Origin of the sequence: Cyanobium sp. FACHB-13342, assembly GCF_014697415.1 — a bacterium.
GTDB lineage: Bacteria > Cyanobacteriota > Cyanobacteriia > PCC-6307 > Cyanobiaceae > Cyanobium_A.
Genome location: NZ_JACJRT010000016.1, coordinates 31185 through 56603 on the forward strand (window position 1 = coordinate 31185; position 25419 = coordinate 56603).

30 protein-coding genes are annotated in these 25419 nt (G+C 68.7%); 20 read left to right on the forward strand and 10 right to left on the reverse strand.

Annotated elements, in window-relative coordinates; translation table 11 throughout:
* Positions 1 to 2 precede the first annotated feature (2 nt).
* Positions 3 to 1151 carry an efflux RND transporter periplasmic adaptor subunit gene (locus H6G16_RS12505; RefSeq protein WP_190390668.1) on the reverse strand — a complete coding sequence of 383 codons (1149 nt, stop codon included), beginning with the start codon at positions 1149 to 1151 and terminating at the stop codon, positions 3 to 5.
* 60 nt (positions 1152 to 1211) lie between these two features.
* Here H6G16_RS12505 and H6G16_RS12510 point away from each other — a divergent pair, with 60 nt between their 5' ends.
* Positions 1212 to 3473: an AAA family ATPase gene (locus tag H6G16_RS12510; protein ID WP_190390669.1), complete on the forward strand. Its 2262-nt coding sequence runs from the start codon at positions 1212 to 1214 to the stop codon at positions 3471 to 3473.
* 28 nt (positions 3474 to 3501) lie between these two features.
* Here the strand turns inward: H6G16_RS12510 and H6G16_RS12515 are convergent, their stop codons facing one another.
* On the reverse strand, positions 3502 to 4173 hold the full coding sequence (locus H6G16_RS12515; RefSeq protein ID WP_190390670.1) for an alpha/beta hydrolase: 672 nt from the start codon (positions 4171 to 4173) through the stop codon (positions 3502 to 3504).
* Between the two features lie 185 nt (positions 4174 to 4358).
* Positions 4359 to 5009: a 4'-phosphopantetheinyl transferase superfamily protein gene (locus H6G16_RS13305; RefSeq protein WP_190390671.1), complete on the reverse strand. Its 651-nt coding sequence runs from the start codon at positions 5007 to 5009 to the stop codon at positions 4359 to 4361.
* 36 nt (positions 5010 to 5045) lie between these two features.
* Between H6G16_RS13305 and bcp the strand changes: the two genes are divergently transcribed.
* Positions 5046 to 5513 carry a thioredoxin-dependent thiol peroxidase gene (bcp, locus tag H6G16_RS12525; RefSeq protein ID WP_190390672.1) on the forward strand — a complete coding sequence of 156 codons (468 nt, stop codon included), beginning with the start codon at positions 5046 to 5048 and terminating at the stop codon, positions 5511 to 5513.
* On the opposite strand, the gene H6G16_RS12530 is transcribed toward bcp, so the two are convergent.
* Complete coding sequence (locus tag H6G16_RS12530; RefSeq protein WP_190390673.1) at positions 5491 to 6225, reverse strand: type III pantothenate kinase; 735 nt, start codon at positions 6223 to 6225, stop codon at positions 5491 to 5493. The genes bcp and H6G16_RS12530 overlap by 23 nt on opposite strands.
* Complete coding sequence (locus H6G16_RS12535; RefSeq protein ID WP_190390674.1) at positions 6183 to 6950, reverse strand: phosphoadenylyl-sulfate reductase; 768 nt, start codon at positions 6948 to 6950, stop codon at positions 6183 to 6185. The genes H6G16_RS12530 and H6G16_RS12535 overlap by 43 nt, the downstream gene beginning before the upstream one ends.
* A 74-nt stretch (positions 6951 to 7024) precedes the next feature.
* Here H6G16_RS12535 and H6G16_RS12540 point away from each other — a divergent pair, with 74 nt between their 5' ends.
* The 5 genes from H6G16_RS12540 to H6G16_RS12560 are packed head-to-tail and all read left to right on the forward strand — an operon-like array spanning position 7025 to position 12381.
* The gene (locus tag H6G16_RS12540; RefSeq protein ID WP_190390675.1) at positions 7025 to 8218 is read left to right on the forward strand and encodes an NAD(P)/FAD-dependent oxidoreductase; all 1194 of its coding nucleotides are present in this window, start codon (positions 7025 to 7027) and stop codon (positions 8216 to 8218) included.
* Entirely contained in the window at positions 8215 to 8859 is a 645-nt protein-coding gene (locus H6G16_RS12545) for an HAD-IA family hydrolase (RefSeq protein ID WP_190390676.1), read from the forward strand. The genes H6G16_RS12540 and H6G16_RS12545 overlap by 4 nt, the downstream gene beginning before the upstream one ends.
* 28 nt (positions 8860 to 8887) lie before the next feature.
* Positions 8888 to 10546, forward strand: coding sequence for a GTPase HflX (gene hflX / locus H6G16_RS12550; RefSeq protein ID WP_190390677.1), 1659 nt, complete (start codon positions 8888 to 8890; stop codon positions 10544 to 10546).
* Positions 10547 to 10592: 46 nt separating this feature from the next.
* Positions 10593 to 11228: a peroxiredoxin gene (locus H6G16_RS12555; protein ID WP_190390678.1), complete on the forward strand. Its 636-nt coding sequence runs from the start codon at positions 10593 to 10595 to the stop codon at positions 11226 to 11228.
* Between the two features lie 10 nt (positions 11229 to 11238).
* Positions 11239 to 12381: an anhydro-N-acetylmuramic acid kinase gene (locus tag H6G16_RS12560; RefSeq protein WP_190390679.1), complete on the forward strand. Its 1143-nt coding sequence runs from the start codon at positions 11239 to 11241 to the stop codon at positions 12379 to 12381.
* 10 nt (positions 12382 to 12391) lie between these two features.
* Here H6G16_RS12560 and H6G16_RS12565 read toward each other — a convergent pair whose 3' ends face one another.
* On the reverse strand, positions 12392 to 12682 hold the full coding sequence (locus H6G16_RS12565) for a hypothetical protein (protein ID WP_190390680.1): 291 nt from the start codon (positions 12680 to 12682) through the stop codon (positions 12392 to 12394).
* Between the two features lie 91 nt (positions 12683 to 12773).
* Between H6G16_RS12565 and H6G16_RS12570 the strand changes: the two genes are divergently transcribed.
* The 5 genes from H6G16_RS12570 (at position 12774) to H6G16_RS12590 (ending at position 16116) form a co-directional block, all read left to right on the forward strand.
* Positions 12774 to 13088, forward strand: a complete 315-nt coding sequence (locus H6G16_RS12570; RefSeq protein WP_190390694.1) for a hypothetical protein — start codon at positions 12774 to 12776, stop codon at positions 13086 to 13088.
* Between the two features lie 99 nt (positions 13089 to 13187).
* On the forward strand, positions 13188 to 13454 hold the full coding sequence (locus H6G16_RS12905; RefSeq protein ID WP_199289406.1) for a hypothetical protein: 267 nt from the start codon (positions 13188 to 13190) through the stop codon (positions 13452 to 13454).
* Positions 13455 to 13709: 255 nt separating this feature from the next.
* A complete protein-coding gene (locus H6G16_RS12580) occupies positions 13710 to 15431 on the forward strand; it encodes an ATP-binding cassette domain-containing protein (protein ID WP_190390681.1) in 1722 nt (573 codons plus the stop codon).
* A 109-nt stretch (positions 15432 to 15540) separates the two neighbouring features.
* Entirely contained in the window at positions 15541 to 15753 is a 213-nt protein-coding gene (locus H6G16_RS12585) for a hypothetical protein (protein ID WP_190390696.1), read from the forward strand.
* 135 nt (positions 15754 to 15888) lie between these two features.
* Positions 15889 to 16116 carry a hypothetical protein gene (locus H6G16_RS12590; protein ID WP_190390682.1) on the forward strand — a complete coding sequence of 76 codons (228 nt, stop codon included), beginning with the start codon at positions 15889 to 15891 and terminating at the stop codon, positions 16114 to 16116.
* Here the strand turns inward: H6G16_RS12590 and H6G16_RS12595 are convergent.
* Positions 16113 to 17231, reverse strand: coding sequence for a trypsin-like peptidase domain-containing protein (locus H6G16_RS12595; RefSeq protein WP_347238884.1), 1119 nt, complete (start codon positions 17229 to 17231; stop codon positions 16113 to 16115). The two genes, H6G16_RS12590 and H6G16_RS12595, sit on opposite strands and share 4 nt — an antisense overlap.
* A 370-nt stretch (positions 17232 to 17601) precedes the next feature.
* On the opposite strand from H6G16_RS12595, the gene H6G16_RS12600 reads away from it, so the two are divergent.
* The 3 genes from H6G16_RS12600 to hrpB are packed head-to-tail and all read left to right on the forward strand — an operon-like array spanning position 17602 to position 20878.
* On the forward strand, positions 17602 to 17907 hold the full coding sequence (locus tag H6G16_RS12600; protein WP_190390684.1) for a DUF2973 domain-containing protein: 306 nt from the start codon (positions 17602 to 17604) through the stop codon (positions 17905 to 17907).
* A 43-nt stretch (positions 17908 to 17950) separates the two neighbouring features.
* Positions 17951 to 18334: a hypothetical protein gene (locus tag H6G16_RS12605; protein WP_094561644.1), complete on the forward strand. Its 384-nt coding sequence runs from the start codon at positions 17951 to 17953 to the stop codon at positions 18332 to 18334.
* Between the two features lie 24 nt (positions 18335 to 18358).
* Complete coding sequence (hrpB, locus tag H6G16_RS12610; RefSeq protein ID WP_347238885.1) at positions 18359 to 20878, forward strand: ATP-dependent helicase HrpB; 2520 nt, start codon at positions 18359 to 18361, stop codon at positions 20876 to 20878.
* Here the strand turns inward: hrpB and H6G16_RS12615 are convergent.
* Positions 20869 to 21636: an HAD family hydrolase gene (locus H6G16_RS12615; RefSeq protein ID WP_190390685.1), complete on the reverse strand. Its 768-nt coding sequence runs from the start codon at positions 21634 to 21636 to the stop codon at positions 20869 to 20871. The two genes, hrpB and H6G16_RS12615, sit on opposite strands and share 10 nt — an antisense overlap.
* A gap of 117 nt (positions 21637 to 21753) precedes the next feature.
* Between H6G16_RS12615 and H6G16_RS12620 the strand changes: the two genes are divergently transcribed.
* The 4 genes from H6G16_RS12620 to H6G16_RS12635 are packed head-to-tail and all read left to right on the forward strand — an operon-like array spanning position 21754 to position 23884.
* Positions 21754 to 21984, forward strand: a complete 231-nt coding sequence (locus tag H6G16_RS12620) for a hypothetical protein (RefSeq protein WP_190390686.1) — start codon at positions 21754 to 21756, stop codon at positions 21982 to 21984.
* Positions 21981 to 23162 (forward strand): exodeoxyribonuclease VII large subunit, encoded by a 1182-nt coding sequence (xseA, locus tag H6G16_RS12625; protein ID WP_190390687.1) that lies wholly within the window; start codon positions 21981 to 21983, stop codon positions 23160 to 23162. Before H6G16_RS12620 ends, xseA begins: the two co-directional genes overlap by 4 nt.
* Before the next feature lie 3 nt (positions 23163 to 23165).
* Positions 23166 to 23435 (forward strand): exodeoxyribonuclease VII small subunit, encoded by a 270-nt coding sequence (locus H6G16_RS12630; protein WP_190390688.1) that lies wholly within the window; start codon positions 23166 to 23168, stop codon positions 23433 to 23435.
* Positions 23436 to 23482: 47 nt separating this feature from the next.
* Positions 23483 to 23884: a DUF2834 domain-containing protein gene (locus H6G16_RS12635; protein ID WP_190390689.1), complete on the forward strand. Its 402-nt coding sequence runs from the start codon at positions 23483 to 23485 to the stop codon at positions 23882 to 23884.
* Between the two features lie 35 nt (positions 23885 to 23919).
* On the opposite strand, the gene H6G16_RS12640 is transcribed toward H6G16_RS12635, so the two are convergent.
* A complete protein-coding gene (locus H6G16_RS12640; protein WP_190390690.1) occupies positions 23920 to 24273 on the reverse strand; it encodes a hypothetical protein in 354 nt (117 codons plus the stop codon).
* 21 nt (positions 24274 to 24294) lie between these two features.
* The gene (locus H6G16_RS12645; RefSeq protein WP_190390691.1) at positions 24295 to 25203 is read right to left on the reverse strand and encodes a YhjD/YihY/BrkB family envelope integrity protein; all 909 of its coding nucleotides are present in this window, start codon (positions 25201 to 25203) and stop codon (positions 24295 to 24297) included.
* Between the two features lie 17 nt (positions 25204 to 25220).
* Between H6G16_RS12645 and H6G16_RS12910 the strand changes: the two genes are divergently transcribed.
* A partial coding sequence (locus H6G16_RS12910) for a hypothetical protein (protein WP_206754518.1) occupies positions 25221 to 25419 on the forward strand: 199 nt, incomplete at its 3' end.

Sequence of the window (25419 nt, forward strand, 5' to 3'; positions counted from 1 at the left end):
CCTCAGGGACGCCCCTGGGCCGCCAGCTGCACCGGGGCCCCGTGGCGCAGATTGAGCAGGCCCGCGGTAATCACAAGGTCCCCCGCCACCAGGCCCCGCCGCACCGGGTAGCGGTTGCCCTGCAGATCCCCCAGCTGCACCGGCGTCTGCAGGGCAAAGCGGGTGCCCGCCGGCAGCTGGCGCAGCTCGGCCAGGGCGGCCTGTCCCGGCCGCCGTTCCAGATCGGCCAGGCTGCCCACCACATAGACAAACGACTGCCCCGCCAGCTGGGTCACGGCTGTGAACGGCACCGCCAGCTCCTCCCGTCGGTCCAGCACCAGGCGGGTGCGGCTGCGCTGACCGTTGCGCAGGCTGCCGCGGGGATTGGCAAAGGCGGCCTTCACGAGCAAGGTCTGGGTGGCCGCCGCCACCCCCGGATCCACCGAGCTCACCTGCCCCTCGGCCAAGGGCTGGGCTCGGGAGGCGTCGAGCAGGAGCACCCGCTGGCCGGGTCGCACCCGACCGGCGTACACCGCGGGAACGTCGATGCGGGCCAGCAGACGGTCGTTGCGGATCAGGCGGGTGAGCGGCACCCCCGCCTCGATCACATCCCCCTGCTTGACGCGCAGGTCGGCCACCGTGCCGGTGATCGGTGCCCGCAGATCCTTGAAGGCCAGATCCGCCTCGCGGGCCACCAGGGCTTCCCGTGCCGCGATGTAGGCCTGGCGGAATTCATCGCGCTGCAGGGCACTGGCCGCTCCCTGACGAGCCAGATCCTGATAGCGCTGGTAGTTGAGCCGGTTGGTCTGCATCTGGGCGCGCAGGCTGGCCACCTCCGCCCGCAGCTGGGTCTGGTCGAGCACGAGCAACAACTGGCCCTGGCGCACCCGGTCGCCCTGCCGCACCAGCAGACGCTGGATCCGACCGCCGGCTTGGGCCGCCAGATCCACCTCCTCCTCCGCCTCCAGGGTGCTCACCGTGTCAAAGCCAGCCTGAAACCCAGCGGGCTCGATGGGCTGGGTCTGCACCACGGGCAAGCGCCGGGGCGGCTCCTTCGCGGGGCCGCAGCCGAGCACCAGAGCGGCGGGCATCAAGGCCGCCATCAGGGCTGTCGCCAGCGCCAACCTCCTGGACCCCTGCAGCGCCGCCATCCAGCCCCGATCCAGCACCATCGCCGGAGCGTATCGCCGTTGGACGGATGATGGGAGCCGGTGGGACCTGCCCCAAGCCCCTTGAGCGACCTGTTCAGCCACCACCGCGACACCACCCTCGCCAAGGTGGCGCCCCTGGCCGATCGGCTGCGGCCCCGCACGCTCGACGACTTCGTGGGGCAGGAGGCGATCCTCGGGCCCGGCCGCCTGCTGCGCCGCGCCATCGCCGCCGACCGGGTGGGCAATCTGATCCTGCACGGCCCGCCGGGCGTGGGCAAAACCACCCTGGCCCGGATCATCGCCGGCAGCACCCGGGCCCACTTCAGCAGCCTCAACGCCGTGCTCGCCGGCGTCAAGGATCTGCGCTCCGAGGTGGAGGGGGCCAAGGAACGTCTGGCCCGCCACGGCCTGCGCACCACCCTGTTCATTGACGAGGTGCATCGCTTCAACAGTGCCCAGCAGGACGCGCTGCTGCCCTGGGTGGAGAACGGCACGGTGAGCCTGATCGGCGCCACCACCGAGAACCCCACCTTCGAGGTGAACAAGGCCCTGGTGAGCCGTTCCCGGCTGTTTCGCCTGCAGCCCCTGGAATCCGAGCACCTGCACCGGCTGCTGGAGCGGGCCCTGCGGGACCCGGAGGTGGGCTACGGCGATCGGCAGGTGGCGATCACGGCCGACGCCGCCGACCACCTGGTGGATGTGGCCGGCGGGGATGCCCGCAGCCTGCTCAATGCCCTGGAGCTGGCGGTGGAGACCACCCCAACCCAGAGCGATGGCCGCATCGTCATCGACCTGGCCATCGCCGAAGAGTCGATCCAGCAGCGGGTGGTGCTCTACGACAAGCAGGGCGATGCCCACTTCGACACGATCAGCGCCTTCATCAAGTCCTTGCGGGGCTCCGATCCGGATGCGGCCCTGTTCTGGCTGGCCCGCATGGTGGAGGCCGGCGAAAACCCCCGCTTCATTTTTCGCCGCATGCTGATCGCCGCCGGGGAAGACATCGGCATGGCCGATCCCCAGGCGGTGGTGGTGGTGGAAGCCTGTGCCGCCGCCTTTGAACGGGTGGGCCTGCCGGAGGGCCTCTACCCCCTGGCCCAGGCGGCGCTCTACCTGGCCGGGGCCGAGAAGAGCAACAGCGTGCTGGGCTTCTTTGATGCCCTCAAGAGCGTGCGCAGCACCAACCGTCAACAGGTGCCCTCCCACCTGCGCGATGCCCACCGCGATGGCCAGCTCTTCGGCGATGGGGTGGGCTATCGCTACCCCCATGCCTACGCCGAGCACTGGGTGGCGCAGCAATACCTACCCAGGGCGCTCCAGGGCGAGATCTTCTGGCAACCCGGAAGCCTGGGTTGGGAGGGCCAGCGGCGGGAACGGCTGCAGCAACGGCGGGCGGCCCAGCTGGCCGCCGCGGCCGAGCTGGCGGCGGATCAGGGGGACATCCTCAGCAGCAGCCCCGACGATCCCCAGCTGGAACGGTGGCTGCAGCGGCAGGCGGCCGCGGAGGGAGAACGGCTCGACAGCCTGAGACGTCGCTTCTGGGATGGGGTGGGCTGGCGGCGCCAGGACCGGGTGCTGGTGCTGGAAGCGCGGTCCCTGCTCTGGGCCCTCGACCCCCTCGAGGCCACCCCTGAAGGCGGCGTGGTGGTGACAGTGGCCCAGAGCTCCGACCGGGAGCGGCTGCAGGCCCAGCTGCAGGTGCTCGATGCCCTGCGCCAGCCCCAGCTGGTGGTGGTGCCGCCCGACACCCCTGCCGCCCTGGCTGGCCCCCTGGCCGCCGATGACCGGGCCCAGTTCGACTGGGTGGTGGCGCGGCAGCCCTGGCAGGGCCAGTCCGCCGACCAGATCGACGCCTGGATCCGCGCAGCCGGCTCCCTGCTGGAGGCCACGGGCCAATGGCGCCTCCTATTCAGCACCCCCCAGCTGGGGCCGGCCGCCGGCCTGCTGGCCCTGGTGGGCACGGCCGACTCCCCGCTCCGGCCCCTGCTCGAGGAGCTCCGCGACCTGGAACGGCAGCGGCTGGGCCCGGAGCACAACAGCGCTCCAATGGCCCAGCGCAGCCTGATGGCCCAGGGCTGGCAGGTGCAGCCCCAGCAGTGGCAGGAATCCCTCCAGCTCGAGCTCTCCGATCAGCTGATCGAGCGCTGGCTGGGACCCAACAGCACCTATCTCATCCAACTGGCCAGCTTGCGCGGCAGCCCGCTCGACGCCGAAACGGTGGCCGCCCTGCGGGAGGGCTTCAGCCGACAGCGCGGCCAGCTGCTACCCCAGACCCTGGAGCACACCCTGCTGGTCGCCCACACCGCCAAACCCATAAAAAAGCCCCGGCAACGCCGGGGCTCCTGAGCAGCGCTGGCCGCAGGCCAGCACCCCCTCACCAAAGGCCGCGGATGGCTTCGGGCTGGGCCTGCTGAACGGGGGCAGGGGTGGAACGCACCTCAGCCACGGGATCGGCCATCTGGTTGGCCTGGATGCAGGCGGGCAGGAACACGTACCAGGAGAGCAGGGAGGTGCACTGGGCATCACCCTGGCAACGGCCCTCGGCGCAGACGTTCTGGGCACCGGTGTAGGTGTTGCAGAAGTCGGCCAGACGCATGTCGGTGGGCAGGGCATTCATGATGCCGGCCGAGGAAATCTGGCCATCCTTAGCGTCGGACACGATCGCCGAGCGCAGAGCTTGCACCGCATAGGTGTTCATGCTCCAGTACGGGAAGTAGCTGGTGGTCTGGTTCTTGAGGAACTTGACCCCGGCATCGGAATAGAGGAAGCGGGACACACCAACGAAGTCGACGTTGTACGACTTGTTCATGCCTTCGCGCACTTCTTCGGCGGTCCAGCCGGAGCGGTTCAGACCACCTTCGAGGCCGCGGTCGGTGACGTCACCGGACTCGAGGAAAGTGTTGAAGGCGTCCTGGTTGGTCGACCACACGGCACCGCCGGTGTTCCAACGAACGGGAAGGTTGTTGTCAACGGCGGCGGACGCTGGCAGGGCCACCGCGGAGAGGGCCGTACCCACGAAAAGGCCGGCCAGCAGACGCTTGATCACGAGACGAGTTGGATCAGTTCATCCCAAAAGGTAGTCATCCCTCCCGCATTGGCACATCCATGGCAAGTAGAGGGGACACATTGATACAGAACTGCAAGATTCCGTGCCGTCTTGGCCCTCTGACTTGCGCTTTTGGCACGATCATGCGTCGTGAATGGATCGTGCCTCGCCACGGATTGGCAGGGTCAGGGCCACCGCTCCAACACTGCCCCCCGGGAACCCTGGCCCACCACGGCCCAGCGCCAACCCTCCAGCACCCCCCAACGGCACTCCGGCTCGGCGCCATCGCCGTGGTGGTGCAATCGCCCACTGAAATGGTCGTAATCCCACAGGCTGAGTTCGGCCGCGAGGGTGCGCTGGCGCCACTTGATTGCCGCCTCTTTCAACACCCAACTGGTGAGCACCGCATCGCGCAGGCCCTCGCCCTCCATCCGTTCCAGCTGGGCCTGCTCGGGGCCGGGGAAGAAACGGCGCATCACGCCGGCCCCATCCAGGGGTCGGGCGGTCGGCTCCAGATCCACCCCGATCGGCTCCGGGGAGTAGCCGATCAGCAAAGCATCGCCGCCATGGCTGAGGCTGATCCAGCCCAACGGGCCATCGAGGCGGGGGGGCTCCCCCGGAGGGCTGTGCAGCGGAACGGCAACCGGAGAGCAACGGAGCACCCCGGCCAGCACCTGGCGCAGGGCCGCCCGGCTACGGCGGTATCGGCTGCGTCGCAGCGGCGGCAGGGCCTCACTCCAGCACCGCTCCGGAGCTGAGAGGCAGGCGACATCTCCCCCGGCCGAGGGCAACAACCAGAGCAGCGGCCACCGGTCCCAGCCCGTGCCTAGGCTCACGCGATTGTCCTTCCCGCGCTTCGGCTGGAGAGTTGCATGGTCTTGCAGATCGGTGATGCCGCCCCCGATTTCAGCCTGCCCGATCAGGCCGGCACGCCCGTGAGCCTGTCGGCGTTGAAAGGCCAGCGGGTGGTGATCTATTTCTATCCGAAGGACGACACCCCCGGCTGCACCAAGGAAGCCTGCAACTTCCGCGACCAGTGGAGTGTGCTGGAGCAGCACGGCATCACGGTGCTGGGCATCAGCAAGGACGGGGCCGCCAGCCACGCCAAATTCATCGCCAAGTACGACCTGCCCTTCACCCTGCTCACCGATGCCGAGCCCTGCCCGGTGGCCACGGCCTACGAGAGCTATGGCCTCAAGAAATTCATGGGCAAGGAGTACATGGGCATGATGCGCCACACCTTTGTGGTCAGCCCCGAAGGCAAGCTCGAGAAGATCTACACCAAGGTCAAGGCCGAGACCATGGCCGATGACATCCTCAGCGATCTGGGACTGGCCTGAGGGCGGCCAGGGCCTCCAGCGCCAAGGCGGGGTCGCACTCCACCACCAGGGAGCTGTCAGCCAGCAGCTCCCGCACCAGGGGGGCCAGCATCGGCCCGTCGCCCCCGGTGAGCCAGAGCGTGCAGCGGGGGGCCTCCGCCAGCGCCTCGCGGCCGGCCTGGGCGACTGCCGCCGCCAGGCCGCGCAGCACACCGCAGGCCATGGCCTCGGCGGTGGCCTGCGGCCAAGGCTGGGCGGTTAGAACCGGCGGCCCGTCCAGAGCGGGTAAGCCTGCGGTGCCCGCCCGCAGGGCCTGCAGCTGCAGGCGGGCACCGGCGAGCAGCCGCCCGCCTGCAAACCCCCCATCGGCATCGACCCGGGTGAGGCTCAGGGCGGTGCCACCATCGGCCACCAGCACGGCCGTTTGGCTCCGCTGCCAGGCACGCCATCCCACCAGGGCCCGATCCACCCCCAACCAGGAGGGCATCCGCGCCAAGGGCACCTCGGCCGTCTCCAGCCGGGATCCAGAGGGCCAGGACCCATCGGCGGGCACCGGACCCACCGCCGCCCAGCCGGTCAACGCCCCCCTCACCCCCCGGCCCGGGGCATCACTCCAGGTGTGCAACGCGCCTGGATGGCCCTTGGCCCAGTGCCATCGGCTGTTGCCGATCAACAGCCACAGCCCCGGGCTCAGATGCCCTCGCCCATCAAGCCGGGCAGATGGATGCCGCATTCCTGCTTCAGCCCCCCGAACCGGGTGGCCCGGCCGCTCACCTCTCCGGCATCGGGAGCGCTGGAGTGCCAGTCGCCCACGGTGGAATAGCCCTGCTCAAACAGGGGGTGTTGGGGGAGCTGCTGCTCCTCCATGTAGTAGTACACGTCGCGCTTGGTCCAGGAGAGGAGGGGCCGCAGCGACCAGCGCTGGCGCACCGGATCGAGGGGCTCCATGGCCCGGCGATGGTCGGTCTGGTTGCCGCGGACCCCACTGGCCCAACAGGTGACCCCCCCATCGGTGAGGGCCCGATCCAGGGGTTCCACCTTGCGTATCCGGTGGTAGAGCTCCAGATCGGCCACCTGTTCGGTTTCCCACAGCCGCCCATGGAGCGCTTCCATCCGGGCCGGGCTCATGGCGGACTGGGCCACCACAAGTTTGAGCTGGAGGCGCTGCACCAGCAGGTCGGCGTATTGGTAGGTCTCCGCGGGGAGATAGCCCGTATCCACCCAGATCACCGGCACCGGCCGGCCGGTCTGCTGGCCCAGCTCACTGACCATGTGCAGCAGGACGGCCGCCTGGATCCCGAAGCTGGTGGTGAGCGCAAACCCCTCACCAAAGGTCTCTTGGGCCCAGCGCAGGCGCTCCTGGGCCGATAGGGGAGCCAGCCGCTCCCGGACCGCCGCCAGGTCAATCGCCCGCCCGGCGCCGTCCGGGGGAAGGGTGGGAGCGGAAGCGGTCTGCATCAGGCCATCATCGCCCTTGGCCTGAGTCGCTGGTTAGGGTTCGGTCGACGGTGTCGGCAGCGGACCACAAAACCATGGCGGAGTCCGCGGCGACGCCGGCAACAGCCCCGGTCGTGATTGTGGGGGGGGGCTTCGGAGGGCTCTACACGGCCCTGGCGCTGGCATCCCGCCGGCAGCACCCTCCGATTCTGCTGATCGAACCGAACGATCACTTTCTCTTTCTGCCCCTGCTCTACGAGTACCTCAGCGGCGAACTGCGCAGCTGGGAGATCGCTCCCCGCTTCGACGCCCTGCTGGCGGGCAAGGGGGTGGCCTGGCTGCAGGACCGGGTCGACCAGATCGACACCACGGCCGCTGTGGTCCAAACCGCCGGCGGACGGCGCCTGCCCTTCTCCCGCCTGGTGGTGGCCACCGGGGCCCGGGCCAACAGCTTCGGCATCCCCGGTGTGGTGGAGCACGGCCTGGGGTTCCGCACCCTGGCCGATGTGGAACGGTTGCAGCGCCTGATCCGCAGGCTGAAGGACCAGCCCAGACCCCTGCAACGGCTCGCCGTGGTGGGGGCGGGAGCCAGCGGCGTGGAACTGGCCTGCAAGCTGGCCGATCAGCTGGACGGCCGGGCGATCCTCGAACTGATCGAGCAGGGCCCCGGCCTGCTGCCCCAGGCCAAGGCCTTCAACCGGGAGCAGGCCGATCGGGCCCTGCAGCGCCGGGATGTGCGCCTGCGCACCCATACCCGGGTCACGGCGGTTGGGGCCAGCAGCATCGACCTGCAGGGTCCGGGAGGGGCAGAACAACTCGGCGTTGAGGCCGTGATCTGGACCGCCGGCCTCCAATTCAGAGCCCCCGCCTTCACCCCCGCCGCCCCCACCGACCGACTGGGCCGGCTGGTGTGCGAACCCAGCCTGCAGCTGCGCGACCAGCCCCGGATCTTCGCCGTGGGGGACATTGCCCACGTGGAGCTGGCGGAGCGCGACCCGGACGCCGCGCCCCTGCCCGCCACCGCCCAGGTGGCCTTCCAACAGGCCGACTGCCTGGCGAACAACCTGCTCCATTCCCTGGCTGGGGAACCGCTGGATGCCTTCCAGTACAACGACCTCGGCGAAATGATGAGCCTTGGGGAGGGTGAGGCCAGTCTCACCGGCGCGGGCTTCACCCTGGCGGGACCGGCTGCCTTCCAGATCCGCAGACTGGCCTACCTGGCCCGCCTGCCCGGCAAATCCCACCAGTTGCGGGTGGCTGCCGGCTGGCTGGCGGATTGGCCGCGATGACCCCTCGGGGGCTGCTGCTCGATGCCATGGGCACCCTGATCGGCCTGCGGGCCGGCGTGGGCCACACCTATGCGGCGGTGGCGGGCCGCCATGGCCTGGCGGTGGAGGCGGCCGCCATCGACCAGGCCTTCCCCCGCATCTATCGCCAGGCACCGCCCCTGGCCTTTCCCGGGCTCACCGGCCAGGCCCTGCAGGCGGCCGAGGTGGCGTGGTGGAGTGCCCGAATCGCCGAAGTGCTTGCCGCCGTGGGTGCAGTTCCCGAGCCCGCCACGCCGCTGCCTCCGGAACTGGGCCCTGCGTTGTTCGAGCGCTTTGCCCAGGCCGACCTGTGGCAGGTGTATGCCGATGTGCCAGCCCAGCTGGAGGCCTGGCACCACCGCGGCCTGAAGCTGGCGGTGGTGAGCAACTTCGACAGCCGCCTGCCCGGCCTGCTGGAGGCCCTGGGTTTGGCCCGCTGGCTGGACGCGGTGGTGGTGTCCTCGGCCGCCGGTGCGGCCAAACCCGATCCCTTGCCGTTTCAACAGGCCCTGGCCAGGCTGAGCCTGGACGCCGCGGAGGTCTGGCACGTGGGAGACAGCCCGGAGGACGGAGCCGGAGCCCGGGCCGCCGGCATCCGCTGGATTCAGGTGAAGCGCCCATGAGCCAGGCCGTAGCCCCGGGTCAGCCGTGGTGAAGCAGGGCGTACTGGCGGGGCGCACGGCCGGTTTGCGCCCCGCCCAGAAGCGGCGGCTGGAGCGGCTCTGCCATCGACGCCATCCCGACGACCAGGTGGCCGAACTGCTCTGCCTGCAGCGCCTCGCCAGCGAAAGCCGCGAGCTGGAACTCCCCCTCACCCTGGTGGTGGACAGCCGCGGCCTCTGCCGGCTGCTGTGGGTGGGGCCCCTGGAGCAATCGGGCCGCCTGCTGGAGCGGTTGCCCGGCACGGAGCGGCGCCAGGGCACCGACCTGCGCCTGCTCACCTGCTGCGGCCGCTCCAAGCACCTCCAGCCCGACCGCCAGGAGGGAATCGTGGGGCTGGATCTGGCCCCCCGGCTGTGGCTGCGCTTCGGCGACCAGGCCAAGGCTGGAGGGCACTGGCCCGCCGAACTGCTGGTGGCCCAACCCGACGCCCCGGAGCCCTGGCAGGTCGAAGCCAGCGCGGATCTGGCCCAGCTCTGCAGCCAGGATCCCCTGTCCATCGCCCCGGCATCCCCATCTGAACCATCCACCAGCACCGCCGACCCCGGCGGCCAGGAACGGGTGCTGCTGCTAGCCCTCACCCCAGGCGATCGGGGCGCCGCCCAGCGCCTGATCGCCGAACTGGAGGGCCTGGTGAGCAGCGCCGGCGGGGTGCCGGTGGGGGTGGTGGAACAGCGGCGCAGCCAGGTGGCACCCCAGACCCTCTGGGGTGAGGGCAAGGTGCTCGAAGCGGCCCTGGAAGCCCGGCGCCTGAGGGCCACCCTGGTGGTCACCGACCGGGAGCTGACGCCGGTGCAGGCCCGCAACCTGGAGCGGCTGCTGGATCTACCGGTGAGCGACCGCAGCGAACTGATTCTCGACATCTTTGCCCAGCGGGCCGCCAGCGCAGCTGGGCGGCTGCAGGTGGAACTGGCCCAGCTGCGCTATCGGCTGCCCAGGCTCACGGGCCGGGGGCGCAGCCTGTCGCGGCAAGGGGGCGGCATCGGCACCAGGGGCCCGGGGGAAACCCAGCTGGAGAAAGACCGCCGCGCCATCGCCCGCCGAATCGAGCGCCTGCAACGGGAGGTGGGCCAGCTGGGCGAGCACCGGGCCCGGCTGCGCCAGGGCCGCCAGGGCCTGCGGCGCCTGGCGCTGGTGGGGTACACGAACGCCGGCAAGAGCTCCCTGCTCAATGCCCTCACCCGGGCCAGTGAACGGGATGCGGTGCTGGCGGAAAACAAGCTCTTCGCCACCCTCGATCCCACCACTCGGCGGCTCGAGCTGCCCGAGCCGGTGTTGCTCACCGACACCGTGGGCTTCATCCGCAACCTGCCCCCGCCCCTGCTCGAGGCTTTCCGCTCCACCCTGGAGGAAACCCTGGAGGCCGATGGACTGCTGATCGTGGTCGACCTGGCCGATCCGGCCTGGCCGGAGCAGTGGCGCACCGTCAACACCATCCTGGACTCCCTGGGCGCCACGGCGCCCCGACGGTTGGTCGCCAACCAGATCGACCGCTGCCCCGCCGGCGAGGTGGAGCGGGCCCGGGTGCTGGAACCGGCGGCCCTGTTCATCTCCGCCACCGCCGACCTGGGTCTGCAGCACCTGCGCCAGGAGCTGCGCCACTGGCCTGCCGATGGGGGAGGGATCACGAACACCGCATCCGGGCACTGACTTGTGGCACGATCAGCGCTTCGTTCCACCCTGCCCCGCAGCGGCCATGACCCTCCAACTCGGCGACACCGTCCCCGACTTCACCCAGGACTCCCAGCTGGGTCCGATCAACCTCTACGACTTCGCCGGTGACAGCTGGGTCGTGTTGTTCTCCCACCCCGCCGACTACACCCCGGTGTGCACCACCGAGCTGGGCGAGGTATCCCGGCTGCGCCCCGAATGGGAGAAGCGCAATGTGAAGACCATCGCCCTGAGCGTCGATTCCGCCGAGAGCCACAACGGCTGGATCTGCGACATCAACGAGACCCAGAACACATCCGTTGACTATCCGATCCTGGCGGATGCCGACAAGAAGGTGGCCGATCTCTACGGGATGATCCACCCCAATTCGCTCAACAACCTCACGGTGCGCTCGGTGTTCATCATCGACCCCAACAAGAAACTTCGCCTGCAGATCACCTATCCCGCCAGCACCGGCCGGAATTTCCACGAAATCCTGCGGGTGATCGACTCCCTGCAGCTCACCGACCACCACTCTGTGGCCACTCCGGTGAACTGGACCGATGGCGAGGACTGCGTGGTGGTGCCCTCGATCTCCACCGAGGATGCCCGGGCCAAGTTCCCCAAGGGCGTCACGGAGATCAAGCCCTACCTGCGCATGACCCCCCAGCCCAACAAGTGAGCCGGCTCTGATGCGGGTGTTGGGGTTGATGAGCGGCACCAGCGCCGATGGCGTTGATGCCGTGCTGGCCCACTTCTCGGGCCAGCCCCAGCGCCCGCGCTGGAGGCTCGAGGGCCACCACTTCAGCCCCTATCCCGCCCCGTTGCAACGCCGACTGATCCAGGTCGGCCAGGGCACGCCCCTGCCGGCGGCCGAGCTGCTGGAGCTGGCCGAAGCGGTGACCGAGCAGCAAGCCGTGGCGGCACGGGCCCTGGATCCAACGGCCAGGGCCCAGTTGGTGGGCTGCCACGGCCAGACCCTCTGGCATCGCCCACCCCAGCCCGGCCGGCGGGGCGCCAGCTGGCAACTGCTGCAAGGTCCCCTGCTGGCCGAACTGCTCGGCAGGCCGGTGGTGTTTGATTTCCGCAGTGCCGACCTGGCCCTGGGAGGCCAGGGAGCGCCGCTGGTGCCCCCGGCAGACCAGGCCCTACTGGGCCGCTGCGGCGGCTGGCGGGCCGTGTTGAACCTCGGCGGCATCGCCAATCTCACCCTGATTCCCCCGGCCACCGGTCCCGAACGGCACGAACCGGTTCGGGGCTGGGACTGCGGGCCGGCCAATACGCTGCTGGATCTGGCCACCCGCCACTTCAGCGAGGGCCGCCTGGCCTACGACGCCGGGGGAGCCTGGGCCCGGCAGGGCCGCGAGGATGAGGCCCTGATCCAACGCTGGCTCCGCGAGCCCTACTTCCAAACCCCGCCCCCGAAATCCACGGGCCGCGAACTGTTCGGCCAGGCCGACCTCGAACGGCGGCTGGGGGAACTGGGCCCACGGGACCCGGCCGATGCCCTGGCCACCTTGACGGGATTCAGCGCCGCGGTGGTGGCTCAAGAGCTCGGTCATGGCCCCCAACCGGTGGAGTTGCTGGTGGCGGGGGGCGGCTGCCGCAACGCCCTGCTGCTAGAGCAGCTGCGACTCCGCTGCCGCGGCCTGATCGTGCGCCCGCTGGCGGAGCTGGGCATCGGCGATGCGGAGCGCGAGGCCCTGGCCTTTGCCCTGCTGGCCTGGTGGCATGTCCGGAGCCATCGCGGCAGCCTGCCCTCCGTCACCGGGGCCCGCAAGGCCGCGGTGCTGGGCCTACTGGCCAAACCCCAACACGCCAGCAACCCACGCTGACCTTCAACCGCTAGACCGGCCGGTGCAGACGGAGCCGGCGCGGAGCGCCACGCAGGCGCTGGGGCTTTTGAGCCTGGCTCTGCTCCAGCCCCTGGCGAAACAGGGCGACCCCTGCCCCGCCCAACTGGGCCCGCTCCAGGCGTTCGACACCCTGCTGGATCAGCACCTTGGCCATGTTGCTGACGGTGCGCGACTCGGCCTCCGCCAGATCCGCCAGGCGCTGACAGAGCTCCTCGGGCATCACCACCTGAATGCGGGGGGACTTGGCCTTGCCGCTGGAAGAGGTCTGCCGGGTCGCCACGGATCGATCAGGAGGGGAGATTGATCAGGAGGTAGAGGACTACCGGATACCTCAGAGTGTACTGAGATGCGCAAGGGTAGTATCCATGACTATGCTGAGGGCACCCATCCCATCGGAGGTGCACCCCGTGCCCCGTTCCTCCACCCCCTCCAAGCCAGCCAGCCGCAAGCGCCGCACCGCCGAACGCAGTGACGTTCTGGTGTCGGCTGTGATCAGCACCTACCTGCTCACCCACCTGCACCACGTGCTGCAGCGGGCTGAATACGGCGCCCAGCAAGAGGGCCGCCAGGCCCTCGCCGCCAATTACGCCGAGCTGCGCAAGGTGCTCTGCCTGGATGCCCGCAGCATGGAAGATGCCTCCGCCTGCGGCACCCTGGAAACCAACGACAACCGTCGCGCCGCCTGATCCGACTCCACCCCGCCAGCACGGCTTAGCAACCAGGTTTTGCCGTCAGGATTCAGGGGGATTGAAAGGACCTACGCTCAGCCCACTCAGCTGTCTGCAATGACCGCCAGCAACGTCGGCGCCGGACGTCCGCTCCACGCCAGCCATGCCGCCGAGCTCTACGGACGGATTAGCCGCGACCATGCCCTGACCCAGGCCCTCTTCCGCCAGGCCCTGCAGGACCCCCAGGGTGCGGTGCGCCGGATCGTGGAGCTGGGCCAGGAGTTCAACCTGCCGGTCACTCCCCAGGAAGTGCGGAGCTACGTGGTGAGCCTCGAAGACAGCGAGAGCAAGCAGTGGCTGATCAAAGCCCGCGGCGGACTCTGAGCTGCGCAGCCTTTGCGGGCGCTGATCCTGGCCGCCGCCGGCCCAACTGAAGAACAGCCAATAACTGACGATCGCCAGGCCAGCTGCAACCACCAGGGCTGCCACCTGCTCAAGGCGTTTGATCATCTCCGGCAACGGGCCACGTAAAGACGAGTCTGCACGGGCCGGGGGCCCAACGGGCCACCCCCTCAGCAGGGATGATGGTTCCGAGCTGCTGGAGCGGCTCCGCACCACCCCCTCGCCAGCCCTGACTCCGTGCTCCGCCTTGAACGCATCGGCAAGATCTATCCCACCGGTGAGGTCCTGCGCGACGTCACTTGGGAGGTCAAGGCCGGCGACCGGATTGGCCTGGTGGGCGTCAACGGCGCCGGCAAATCCACCCAGATGAAGATCATCGCCGGGCTGGAAGAACCCAGCAGTGGCCTGGTGGTGAAACAGGGCGAACCCCGGATCGCCTATCTGCAGCAGGAATTCGACGTGGATCCGGCCCGCACCGTGCGGGAAGAGCTGTTCCAGGCCTTCGGGGAAGCGGCCGAGGTGCTGATCCGCCAGCACCAGGTGGAACACGCCATGGCCGAGGAGAAGGCCGCCAACGATCCCGACCATCTCGACGCCCTGATCCACGAGCTCGGACGGCTGCACAGCCGTTTCGAAGCCCTGCATGGCTACGAGCTCGACGCCCGCATCGACAAGCTGCTGCCCACCATCGGCTTCACCCCGGAAGGAGCCGAGCAACTGGTGGGGGATTATTCCGGCGGCTGGCAGATGCGCATCGCCCTGGGCAAGATCCTGCTGCAGGAGCCGGATCTCCTGCTGCTCGACGAGCCCACCAACCACCTGGACGTGGAGACGATCCAGTGGCTGGAGGGCTACCTGGTCGAGCAGACCGCAGCCCTGGTGGTGATCAGCCACGACCGCACCTTTCTCGATCGGGTCTGCAACCAGATCGTGGAAACCGAACGGGGGGTGTCTCGCACCTACCTGGGCAACTACAGCCAGCACCTCGAACAGAAGGCCTTGGAGCGGGAAGCAACCCAGGCCGCCTTCGAACGCCAGCAGAAGGAGCTCGGCGCCCAGCAGGCCTACATCGACCGGTTCCGGGCCAGCGCCACCCGCTCCACCCAGGCCAAGAGCCGCGAAAAGCTGCTCGAGAAAATCGAACGGGTGGAAGCCCCGATCGAGGGAGTCAGCGGTCCTCGGTTTCGCTTCCCGGATGCCCCCCGCTCCGGGCGCCTGGTGGCTGAGATCCGGGATCTCAGCCACAGCTACGGCGACCAGATCCTGTTTCTGGGAGCCGACCTGGAGGTGGAACGGGGCGACCGCATTGCCTTTGTCGGGCCCAATGGGGCGGGCAAATCCACCCTGCTGCGCCTGATCATGGGCATGGAGCAGCCCGCGGAGGGCCTGGCCCAGCTCGGGGAGCACAACGTGGTGGCGGGCTACTTCGAGCAGAACCAGGCCGAAGCCCTCGACCTCTCCAAAACCGTGATCGACACGATCTTTGAGGCGGTGCCCGACTGGACCCAGACCCAGGTGCGCTCCCTGCTAGGCAGCTTCTGCTTCTCCAACGAGAGCGTGTTCAAGGAGGCCGGCAAACTCTCCGGTGGCGAGAAAGCACGGCTGGCCCTCGCCTTAATGCTGCTCTCGCCCTGCAACCTGCTGGTGCTGGATGAGCCCACCAACCACCTCGACATTCCAGCCAAGCAGATGCTGGAAGACGCCCTGATCGACTACGAGGGTGCGGCCCTGGTGGTGAGCCACGACCGCTATTTCATCTCCCGGGTAGCCAATCGGATCGTGGAGATCCGCGATGGCCAGCTGGTGCTCTACCGGGGCGATTACGCCTACTACCTCAGCAAGAAGGAGGAGGAAGCTGAGCTGGCACGGGCGGCCCAGGAGGCGGCACTCAAAGCGGCCAAGCGGGCGGCCAACAAGGCCAAGCAGAGCTCCCGCAAGGCCCAGGCCAAGGCGGGCTGAACCCGCCCCTACATACAACTTCACCGTTGCTTAGGCAGGAAGACTCATTTCCCTGGTGTGTCCGGTTTGGTGTGCATAGGCTGACAAGACGTCGCTGCAGCAGGAGATCATGGGTTTTGCGCACATGGGCACGGGCAACTTCGGCCATGGGGCCATGGGTTTTGAAGCCGCGGGTTTCGAACCCATGGGCCAAGGGCTTCAGATGGACCAGACCCAGTCCGGTGACGCCTTGGAGGTGTACTTCGAGTGCATCACCACCTGTTCCCTCGACGACGGGGCCTGCGTAACCCGTTGCGTGGAGCAACTGCGCGAGCAGCCCTGAATCAACCCCGCCCCCCGGGCGACTGGCTCGCAAAACAGCGATTCGACACAGAAGGCCCCGCCCTGTTGCAACCGCTACGCACGCAAATGAAACACTTTGTAGCGTTAGGTCATCCACAGAGCCATGCGGTGCCCCATGTCGGAACCACTCGCCCTCAGCCTCGGCCAGCAATTTGAGCTGGAACGGATGAGCCGTGCCATCGAGGCCACCGCTGACCTGCAGACCCTCCAGGGGATCGCCAAGCAACTGCTGCAGGCCTGGCACAGCCAGAAGGCCGCCACCCAATGGGTGATGCGCCAGCAACTCGGTGCACCACCCCAGATCTCCACCACCCTGGCCCAGCAGTGGGGCCAGGAGGCCTAGCGCGGGACCAACTGGGCTGGCACCACAGTCACCTGCAGCAGTTGGCCAGCCCGGTTCAGGGTGAGCGGCAGGCTTCCCCCCACCCCCGTCCGCTCGACCGCTGCCACCAGTTGGGCGGGGCTGGCGATGGGCTGACCCGCCGCGGCCACAATAACGTCGCCCTGCTGGAGACCAGCCCGGGCCGCCGGGCCGCCGGGCTGCACCGACATCAGCCGAACTCCCTGGCTCAGGCCTGAGCCATCTCCGGGCTTCACACCGGCGAGACCCACGCCGATCATGGGGTGGCTCACCTTGCCGGTGGCAATCAGCTGGCGGGCGATCTCCCGGGCCCGGTTGATCGGGATTGCAAAGCCCAGGCCTGCCCCCGGCCCCGTGCGCACCAGGGTGTTGATGCCGATCACCTCGCCCTCGGCATTGAGCAGGGGGCCGCCGGAGTTGCCAGGGTTGATCGCCGCATCCGTCTGAATCAGATCCAGCCGCTTGTCCGTGATCCCGAGCTTGCTGGCGTTGCGGTTGAGGCTGCTGATGATGCCCATCGTCACGGTGTTGTCGAGGCCGAAGGGGTTGCCCACCGCAATGGCCCACTCCCCCACCTGGAGGGCGTCGGAGTTGCCAAGGGGCGCCACGGGCCAAGGGCCGGCCCCCGCCAGCTTCACCACCGCCAGATCGGTGAGGGGATCCAGTCCCACCACCGTGCCCTCCACCCGCCGTCCGTCCTGGAGCCCCACGGTCACCCGGTCGCTCTTCTCCACCACGTGGGCGTTGGTGAGGATCAACCCATCGGCTTGAACGAGGAAACCACTGCCCTGGCCGCGCTCCTTGCGTTGCGAAGGCTGCTGCTGCAGCTGGGGCATGCCGAAGAATTGACGGAAGAAGGGGTCGTTGAGCAGCCCCCGCGGCAGGCCGCCGCCCCCCCCGCCCGGCACCACCACGGTGCGCTCGGTGTCGATGGTCACCACCGCCGGGCCGGCCCGGCGCACGGCAGCGGCCACGAACGACTGCCGGGCCAGGCCCGCGCCGGCCAGCCCCTGGGCCCGGGCGGCGCCCGCTCCAAAGCCGAGAGCGGCTGGTCCGAGCCACGCGCCCGATGGCAGCAGCAGGCCCGCAGCCAGCACACCAGAGCAAACCCAAGACCGGGTGCGCGATCCAGCCATCGTCATGGAGCACAACTATCAAAAACCGTACGCAGCCTGGTCGCCCCTGCCCAGGCCGGTTGACCACCCCTGGGACCGCCCCATAGCCGCCCAGCTCGGCAACCACGCCTCGCCCAAACAGGGCCTAGGGTGCATGAAGAATCCCAACAATTCATGGACACCGGTCGGCTGCTCCTTGCGTTTCTTGCCTTCGGCGCAGCCTGCACCACCCTGTGGGCCTGGATGCTGGCCAACAGCGGTGCCAATGGGACCGGCGCTTCCGTCTCCCCCCGGATCAGGCAATGATGGGGTTGCGGCTCGACTCTCCTGATCTGCGGCCAGCCCCCCGGCCATGAACGCCTTGCTCTCCCAGCTCTTTCCCCTGCTCTACGGAGCCTGCTTCCTGGCTCTGCTCTGGCAAGCCTTCAAGGTGATGGGCCGGGGCTTCAATGCCATTCCCCGACCGGGCGACCAAGGGGCCGCCGGATCAGGCCTCGCGAGTCAGCCCCAGGTGCAGTCCAACAGCGACCGCACCGGCCGACTCACCATCCACCCCGAGCTGCTGGATGCCGATGGCCAGCTCACCCAGGAAGACCTGCTCACCGTGCGGTTCAGCGGTGACAACGAACAGCCGGCTGTCCCCGGTGACGCCAGCTGAATAGGCTCACCGTTGAGCACGTGCTTTTCAGCGGAGACAGACGGTGGATCAACGGACCCGAATCGTGGCTGCAGTGCTGCGCAACCTCAAACTGCCGCCCCGTTTTCGCCTCAAGCTGATCAAGGAGGATCCGATCCGGCTCGAGCTGAGCATCACCCCGGCCTACGGCAAGGATCCGATCCTGGTGGGTCTGGTGGAATCCCAGGATCTGGTGGCCCGGCGGGATCGCGAAGGCCGCATCCCGCGGGACCTGCAGGGCACCTGGGACTGGACCGTCCGTCATGGCAAGGTCAGCACCGGTGGCTGGAACCCTTACCTGAAAGAAGCTCTCCAGACGATGTTCGAGACCGGCCTGCCGGCGATCGTCTACGAGGAACTCACCGGTGAGGCGTACCACCCAGTGGATGGCGTTCGCCACGTGCGCTGAGGTCCCACGCCGACGCCCCTGCCGATCGATGGCCTGCTCGGGCCGCTGGGCCAGGCCTGCGGCCCTGGAGCGACGGTGTTGCTGCAGGCACCGCCGGGCGCCGGCAAAACCACCCGCGTCCCCCTCGCCCTGCTGAACGCCCTGGGAGACGGCGGCCCCGCGGCGCCCAGGATCTGGATGCTGGAGCCCCGTCGTCTGGCCGCCAAGGCGGCTGCCCAGCGCCTGGCCAGCGAGCTGGGCCAAGCCGTGGGGCAGCGGGTTGGGTACAGCGTGCGGCTGGAGTCCTGCACCTCGGCGGCCACCAGGATTGAGGTGCTCACCGACGGCCTGTTCCTGCGGCGCCTGCAGGCCGATCCGGCGCTGGAGGGGGTCGACTGCCTGATCTTCGACGAGTTTCACGAACGGGGTGCCGACACCGACCTGGCCCTGGCCCTGGTGCGCCAGGCCCGGGAGCTGCTGAATCCCGACCTGCGGCTGGTGGTGATGTCGGCCACCCTCAACCTGGCTCCGCTGGCCCAGCAGCTTCCCGAAGCCACCGTGCTGACCAGCGAAGGGCGCAGCCACCCGGTGTCCATCAGCCACCAGCCCCCGCGTCCCCACGAGCGGTTGGAGCAGCAGGTGGTGCGCGCCCTCGAGCAGCACTGGCTCGACCAGCGCGGCGATGGCGAGACCGTGCTGGTGTTTCTGCCCGGGCTGCGGGAGATCCAGGCCTGCACTCGGGCGATCACCGCCACCAGCTGGGGCACTGATCGCCTCACCTGCGTGCCCCTGCACGGCAACCTCTCCCTCGAGGCCCAGAGCCGCGCCATCGAGCCCGCCGGCCAGGGCACCGGCAAGGTGGTCCTGGCCACCTCGATCGCCGAGAGTTCGCTCACCCTGGGCGGCGTCACCCTGGTGCTCGACAGCGGCCTCAGCCGCCGCAACCGCTTCGATCCCGGCAGTGGCCTGGACGGCCTGGTCACCGTTCCCGCCAGCCAGGCCAGTGCCGAGCAACGGGCCGGCCGCGCCGGGCGCCTCGGCCCGGGGCGCTGCCTGCGCCTGTGGTCCCCCGCCGAACAGCAACGGCGTCCGGCCTTCGACCCTCCCGAACTGCTGGAGGTGGATCCCCTACCCCTAGCCCTGCACCTGGCCCAGTGGGGCGACCCCCTTGGCAGCAGCCTGGCCTGGCTCGACCCACCCCCGGCGCCCCCGCTCCAGGACGCCCGCCAACGGCTCGAGCAGCTCGGCGCCCTGGATCCCCAGGGCCGCCTCACGGCCCATGGCCAGCGGTTGTCGACCCTTGGGGTGCATCCGCGCCTGGCCCAGCTGTTGCTGCTCGGTCAGGCGATGGGGGCGTTGGATCTGGCCTGCGCCCTGGCGGTGCTGCTCAGCGAGCGGGATCCCCTGAACCGTCAGGACGCAGGCAGCGATCTGCTGCGCCGGGTCGACTGGCTGAACCAGGACCAGCCCGCCGATAGCCGGCGACGGCAACTGCGACAGCTCCAGGCCCAGCTGCGCCGCCAGGTCAGCCAGCGCAACCAGCAGCCCCCCCAGGCGCACCCTTCTCCTGCCGAAGCCGCAGCCCAGCTGGTGGCCGCCGCCTACCCGGAACGCCTGGCTCTGGCGCGCCCCGGCAGGCCCGGCCGGTTTCTGCTGAGCAGCGGCCGCGGCGCGGTGCTCCATCCCGACGACCCCCTGGTCGCCTGCCCCGCCCTGGCCGTGGCCCAGCTCGACGGCCAGGGGCCGGAGGCCCGCATTCAGCTGGCGGTACCCCTCGATGCCGCACACCTGCGGGAGCTCGCCGAGCAGCCGGGGGGCCAGGGCCACAGCCAGGTGGAAGCCCGCTGGGATGGGGAGGCCCAGCGGGTGCGTTGCGAGCGCAGCCTGCGTCTGGGGGCGCTGGTGCTGGAGCGGCGCCCCTGGAACGATGCCGACCCCGACCTGATCCGCAGCGCCCTTCTGGACGGCTTGCGGGACATGGGACTGGAGGCGCTGCCCTGGGATCGCCCGAGCCGGCAGTTGCAACAGCGCCTCACGCTCGCCCACCAGCAGCTGGGAGATCCCTGGCCCGACCGCAGCCCCAACCGGCTGATGCAGGAACTCGACAGCTGGCTGGGCCCCCACCTGGCCGGACTGGTCAGCCGCGACGACCTGCAGCGCCTGCCCTTGAGCGAAGCCCTCTGGGGCGATTGCCCCTGGGCTCTGCGGCCGGAGCTGGATCGGCTGTTACCCGTGGCGCTGCCCGTGCCCTCCGGCCGCCAGGTGGGCCTCGACTACAGCGGGGGGCCGCCGGTGCTAGCGGTGAAAGTGCAGGAACTGTTCGGCGCTCGCACCACCCCGACGGTGCTTGACGGCCGATTGGCCGTGACGGTGCATCTGCTCACGCCAGCGGGGCGACCGGCGGCCATCACCCAGGACCTGGCCGGCTTCTGGGAGCGGGGCTATCCCGAGGTGCGCAAGGAGCTGCGGGGGCGCTATCCCCGCCATCCCTGGCCCGAGGATCCCCGCCAAGCCCAGGCCACCGCCCTCACCAAAGCCCGGTTGCAGCAGCGGGATCAGAGCTGAGCCAGGAGATGGCCAAAGCCGAAGTGGTGCAGGCCTTCACAGATACCCGCACAGCCAGGCGCCCGAGCCCCATAGGTGCGGGGCAGGTGCAGCGCTTTGGCCCGCAGGGCTGGTTCGGCATTGCCCACCATCACCCCCGCCAGGCCCGTCTCAAACATGGCCAAGTCGTTGAGGCTGTCCCCCGCGGTGACCACGAGGGCTGGGTCGATCTCCAGGGTTTCGAGCAGGGCCAACAGCGTGCTGCCCTTGTTCACCCCAGCAGGAAGGACATCGAGGTAGCGGTTGTCGGACAGCAGGCAATCGACACCATGGGCCTCCAGCTCGTCGATCAGGCCGTGGTCGAAGGAATCGGGGTCGTAGTAGTAAGCGAGTCGCCGCTGGCTGCTGATGGGCTGGGCCGACACGCCGGCCGCCCCCGCCATCACCGTGAGCACCCGATCCGGCTTCCCCTGCCAGCGGGCCTCAATCGGATCCACGGCCAGGGGCAGGGGCTGCAAGCTGGCGCCACAGGCCACGGTGCAGCCCACATCGCCGATCACCAGGTGGGGGGCCCGCAATCCCAGGTGCTCGTCCTGCACCAGGAGGCGAGCCACGGAATTCAAGTCACGGCCGGTGCAAAACACATGCAGCACCCGGCTGCGCTGCTGCTCCAGCCAGGCATAGAAACGCCGTCGCTCTGCCAGGGAACCCCCCAGCAAGGTGCCATCCAGGTCGGTGACCAGCACCAGCTCCGGCTGCTGGGGCAACGGCGCCGACAACTGGGCCTGTAGGCGACTCCGCCGCGACGGACCGGACGGCTGGGCAGGACCGGGGATGGCTGGGATCGCAGACCCTTCCTGCCTAGGGGAGGTGCCGATCCCTGTCAAGGCCAGACCATGGATCAGCAGGCCCGCAGCTGGGCCAGACTGCAGGGCTCCGGTGTTGCCCGCTTGGCCCGCTTCTTCGTCAACAACCGCCGGGATGGCTCCAGGCTGCTCAGCAGTGCCCTGGTGATCTGCGGAGCCGGCCTGATCCGGATCGACCACCCCATCGGTCAGGCCGTGGCCCTGCTGGCGGGCCTGGTGAGCCTGTACTGGTGGCTCTGCTACCGCCAGCTGTCGTCATGAACGGAGCGGCCGAGGGGCCTGGGTTTCCGCGCTACAGCGTGGCCGAACTGAATGGGGCCGTGGCCAGCCTGCTGGAGCGCGGCTTTGCCCCCCGGTTCCTGCTGGACGCCACCGTCAGCCGTCCCCAACTCAAGAAGGGGCACCTCTGGATGACCCTGGTCGACGACCAGGCCTCCATTTCGGCGGTGGTGTGGGCCTCCCAGCTGGCCAAGCTGAGTTTTCGTCCCGAAGACGGCGACGGCGTCGTGGTGGTGGGCAAACTGAATTTCTGGAGCAGTCGGGCCACCCTCTGTGTCCAGGCACTCGACATCCGGCCCAGCCTCAGCAGCGTGCTGCGCCAGTTCGAACAGGTGAGCGCACGGCTGGCGAGCGAAGGCCTGCTCGACCCCAGCCGCAAACGGGCCTTCCCCCCCTTCCCACGCCGCATTGCCCTGCTCACGAGCCGGCCCAGTTCGGCCCTGGCGGACATGCTGCGCACCGCCGCGGAACGCTGGCCTGCCACCTCCATCCTGGTGGTGCCGATCCCGGTCCAGGGTCCGGTTCAGGACGAGATCTGCCAGGCGCTGCTCCAGATCGGGCAGCAGGCCGAAGCCCTGGAACTCGACGCGGTGGTGATCGCCCGGGGGGGCGGCAGCCGCGAGGATCTGGCCGTCTTCGACAACGAGACCTTGGCGCGCTGCCTGGCCGCCTGCCCCCTGCCGGTGGTGAGTGGCATCGGCCACGAGGACGACACCACCGTCGCGGACTTGGTGGCCGACTACCGAGCCGCCACCCCCACGGCGGCGGTGGTGGCCCTGCTGCCCGATCGCGGCCTGGCCCGCCGGGAGTTGCGCCAGCAGGCTGGCCATCTGCGGCAGGTCGTGCGGTTGCACTTGCAGGGCGAACGGGGGCGGATCAGGCGTTACGAGGAGCAGTTGCGCACCCTGCACCCCCGCGCGCTGATCGCCGCGCGGCGCCAGGCCCTGGCCCATGCGCGACAGCTGCTGCATGCCCTCTCGCCGGATCACCAACTGGCCCGCGGCTACAGCCTGCTGCGACGTCCCGACGGGACGCTCCTGCGCTCGCTCACCCAGCTGGAGGTGGGGCAGACGGTCCTTGCCCAGCTGGCCGATGGACAGGCCGACCTCAAGGTGCGCGAGATTCATCCCCTCGCCGCAGCGGCCCCTGCCGAAGCCTGATCCATGCCCAAAAAGGTCCAACCCGCCGCCGACCTGACCTACAACGAGGCCCACACGGCGCTGCAACTGACCCTGGCCGCCCTGCAGGCAAATGACCTGGATGTGGAGCAGCTCACGGACCTCTATCGCCAGGCCCGCACCTACCTCGAACGCTGCGACACGGTGCTCAGCGCGGTTGAACAGGAGGTCCTGCTCTGGGACGAAGCAAACCAGGAGGACGACGTGATCGCGGATGCGGGGTCGGAGGATGGGACCTCAAAACCGAAGTCGTAAATCCCCAAGGCCTTACCCCCTGTCCATCGACCCCGCTGCCCCCAACCATGAGCCAAGATCCCCAGACCTCGCCAAGCCCCAGCGGGTTCTCCCCAGCCACGCTGCTTCCAGGCACCACACTTCAATGGATCTACCTGGCCCTGGCCGTGGCCGGAGCCGTGCTGCCCTGGATGGCCAATCTCGAGTTCATTGGCCTCACCGGCGGACGCTTTGACCTGGGCCTGTTCGTCCAGCTCGCCAACGCCAATCCCGCCGCCAGCTCGCTCTCCCGCGACCTGGCAATCGGAGCTACGGCGGTGGTGATCTGGATGGTGCAGGAAAGTCGACGTCTGCAGATGCGGGGCTTGGCCTGGGTTCTGCTGAGCTGCGTGACGGTGGCCTTCGCCTGTGGCGCACCACTCTTCCTCTATCTCAGGGAACGCAGGCTGCAAGAGCTGGCGCGTGCGTGATGGCAACCACGCGAACGTGAGGGGCCCGCGGTCTCCTAGGGATCAGAGCTCGTGGGGTCCCCATCCACCACCTGAACGTCGATGGTGACGTTGCTGACATCCAGTTGATCGGTGCCGGGCTGGGCAGAACTCTCCCCGCCCAGGGAACTGCCACAGGCGGGGCACTGGTCGGTCGCCATGCTGGTGAACCCACAGGTTTCGCAGGTACGCAGCCGCCTTTGAATCACCTGCCAAGCCACAAAACCAGCTGCTCCCAGCAGCAACGGCAGCAGCAGAAGGGCCAGGGTGATGCCCCCGACAAGATCCAGCAGAAAACGACCCGCCGGTCCCGGAGCCAGCAGCACCACAGCAACGAGCAGCAACCAAATCCAGGTGTTGGAGCGCTGCATCACAGCTGGCCGGGCAGGCCCTCAGGGTGTTCCCATCCTGACGCGGGGACGTCGATCCAGAACGACACACAAGCACTGGCCGTAGTAGAGGATCACCCCCACCAGCCACACCCAGAGACTGAGCACCAAAACCCCTCCCACCAGCCCGTAAGCCTGAAAACGGACCCCAAGGGTCACCAAAACCCTGCCAAGCACGAGGTTCAGGAAGGTGAGGGAGACGCCGATCAGCAAGGCGCCCGGAATCAGGGGCCTCCAGGGAATGCGCCGCGAAGGCAACACCCACAACAGCAACAGGGAGGCCCCGGTGGCCAAAACCAACGCAATCACCAGATCGAGCCCCCAGGACACGGGCTGCTGGAATTGATCGGCCCAGGGCCACAGGGCCATCGTCCATTGGCGCAACCCCGACGATCCCAACAAACGCATGTTGGTGAAGGCCTGGTCAACAACGATCAACAGAGCAAACAGCGACACCAGTCCCAAGGCCTTGAGCCGCAGCTGGAGGTAGCGCACCACCAGCGCCTGCCACGACAACCCCTCGAAACCAAACGGGCGATTCCACCACAATCGATCCGCCCCGCGCTGCAGGGTCAGATAGGCGTTGCTGGCCGTCAACACCAGCACGACCACACCCAACACACCGGCCCCAAAACCCTGCCGCAAAAAAGCCGACAGGGTGGCTGAAAAAGCGGGCATGACCGTGACCGGCAACACCTCCGACACCAGATCAATCAATCGCTCATACAGCCCTTCATCTCGACCCAACAGCTTGGACGCCAAGGACATGGCGATCAACACCATGGGGAAGAGGGACTGCAAGCTGTGATAGGCGAAGGCAGCACTCAGGTCGACGCAATCAATACGCAGCCACAGTTTGTACGCCCGCCAAAAGGGCTTCAAGCGTCGGCTGGCGGGCGACAAGTTGGCCACCGCAAAGCAACCCTTGGATGTCGACCGACACTAGCCAAACCCAACAAAAAAGCCACCCTCTCGGGTGGCTTCTCTTGCATCAGCTCCTGCTCTCTCAGCAGACATCTGACTTGCTTGGAATGAATGTTTTACCTGGCATCGAGCTATTTTCTCAGGGGGCTACCCCCCAAATATCGTCGCCGCTGCAGCGTTTCACAACCGAGTTCGAGATGGATC

Bases quoted from the DNA above. Each gene is read 5' to 3' on its own strand.
- H6G16_RS12505 (WP_190390668.1), bottom strand. From the start codon at position 1,151: ATGGTGCTGGATCGGGGCTGGATGGCGGCGCTGCAGGGGTCCAGGAGG.
- bcp (WP_190390672.1), top strand. From the start codon at position 5,046: ATGGTCTTGCAGATCGGTGATGCCGCCCCCGATTTCAGCCTGCCCGAT.
- H6G16_RS12530 (WP_190390673.1), bottom strand. From the start codon at position 6,225: ATGCGGCATCCATCTGCCCGGCTTGATGGGCGAGGGCATCTGAGCCCG.
- H6G16_RS12535 (WP_190390674.1), bottom strand. From the start codon at position 6,950: ATGCAGACCGCTTCCGCTCCCACCCTTCCCCCGGACGGCGCCGGGCGG.
- H6G16_RS12540 (WP_190390675.1), top strand. From the start codon at position 7,025: ATGGCGGAGTCCGCGGCGACGCCGGCAACAGCCCCGGTCGTGATTGTG.
- H6G16_RS12545 (WP_190390676.1), top strand. From the start codon at position 8,215: ATGACCCCTCGGGGGCTGCTGCTCGATGCCATGGGCACCCTGATCGGC.
- H6G16_RS12555 (WP_190390678.1), top strand. From the start codon at position 10,593: ATGACCCTCCAACTCGGCGACACCGTCCCCGACTTCACCCAGGACTCC.
- H6G16_RS12560 (WP_190390679.1), top strand. From the start codon at position 11,239: ATGCGGGTGTTGGGGTTGATGAGCGGCACCAGCGCCGATGGCGTTGAT.
- H6G16_RS12570 (WP_190390694.1), top strand. From the start codon at position 12,774: ATGCTGAGGGCACCCATCCCATCGGAGGTGCACCCCGTGCCCCGTTCC.
- H6G16_RS12905 (WP_199289406.1), top strand. From the start codon at position 13,188: ATGACCGCCAGCAACGTCGGCGCCGGACGTCCGCTCCACGCCAGCCAT.
- H6G16_RS12585 (WP_190390696.1), top strand. From the start codon at position 15,541: ATGGGTTTTGCGCACATGGGCACGGGCAACTTCGGCCATGGGGCCATG.
- H6G16_RS12590 (WP_190390682.1), top strand. From the start codon at position 15,889: ATGTCGGAACCACTCGCCCTCAGCCTCGGCCAGCAATTTGAGCTGGAA.
- H6G16_RS12600 (WP_190390684.1), top strand. From the start codon at position 17,602: ATGAACGCCTTGCTCTCCCAGCTCTTTCCCCTGCTCTACGGAGCCTGC.
- H6G16_RS12620 (WP_190390686.1), top strand. From the start codon at position 21,754: ATGGATCAGCAGGCCCGCAGCTGGGCCAGACTGCAGGGCTCCGGTGTT.
- xseA (WP_190390687.1), top strand. From the start codon at position 21,981: ATGAACGGAGCGGCCGAGGGGCCTGGGTTTCCGCGCTACAGCGTGGCC.
- H6G16_RS12630 (WP_190390688.1), top strand. From the start codon at position 23,166: ATGCCCAAAAAGGTCCAACCCGCCGCCGACCTGACCTACAACGAGGCC.
- H6G16_RS12635 (WP_190390689.1), top strand. From the start codon at position 23,483: ATGAGCCAAGATCCCCAGACCTCGCCAAGCCCCAGCGGGTTCTCCCCA.
- H6G16_RS12640 (WP_190390690.1), bottom strand. From the start codon at position 24,273: ATGCAGCGCTCCAACACCTGGATTTGGTTGCTGCTCGTTGCTGTGGTG.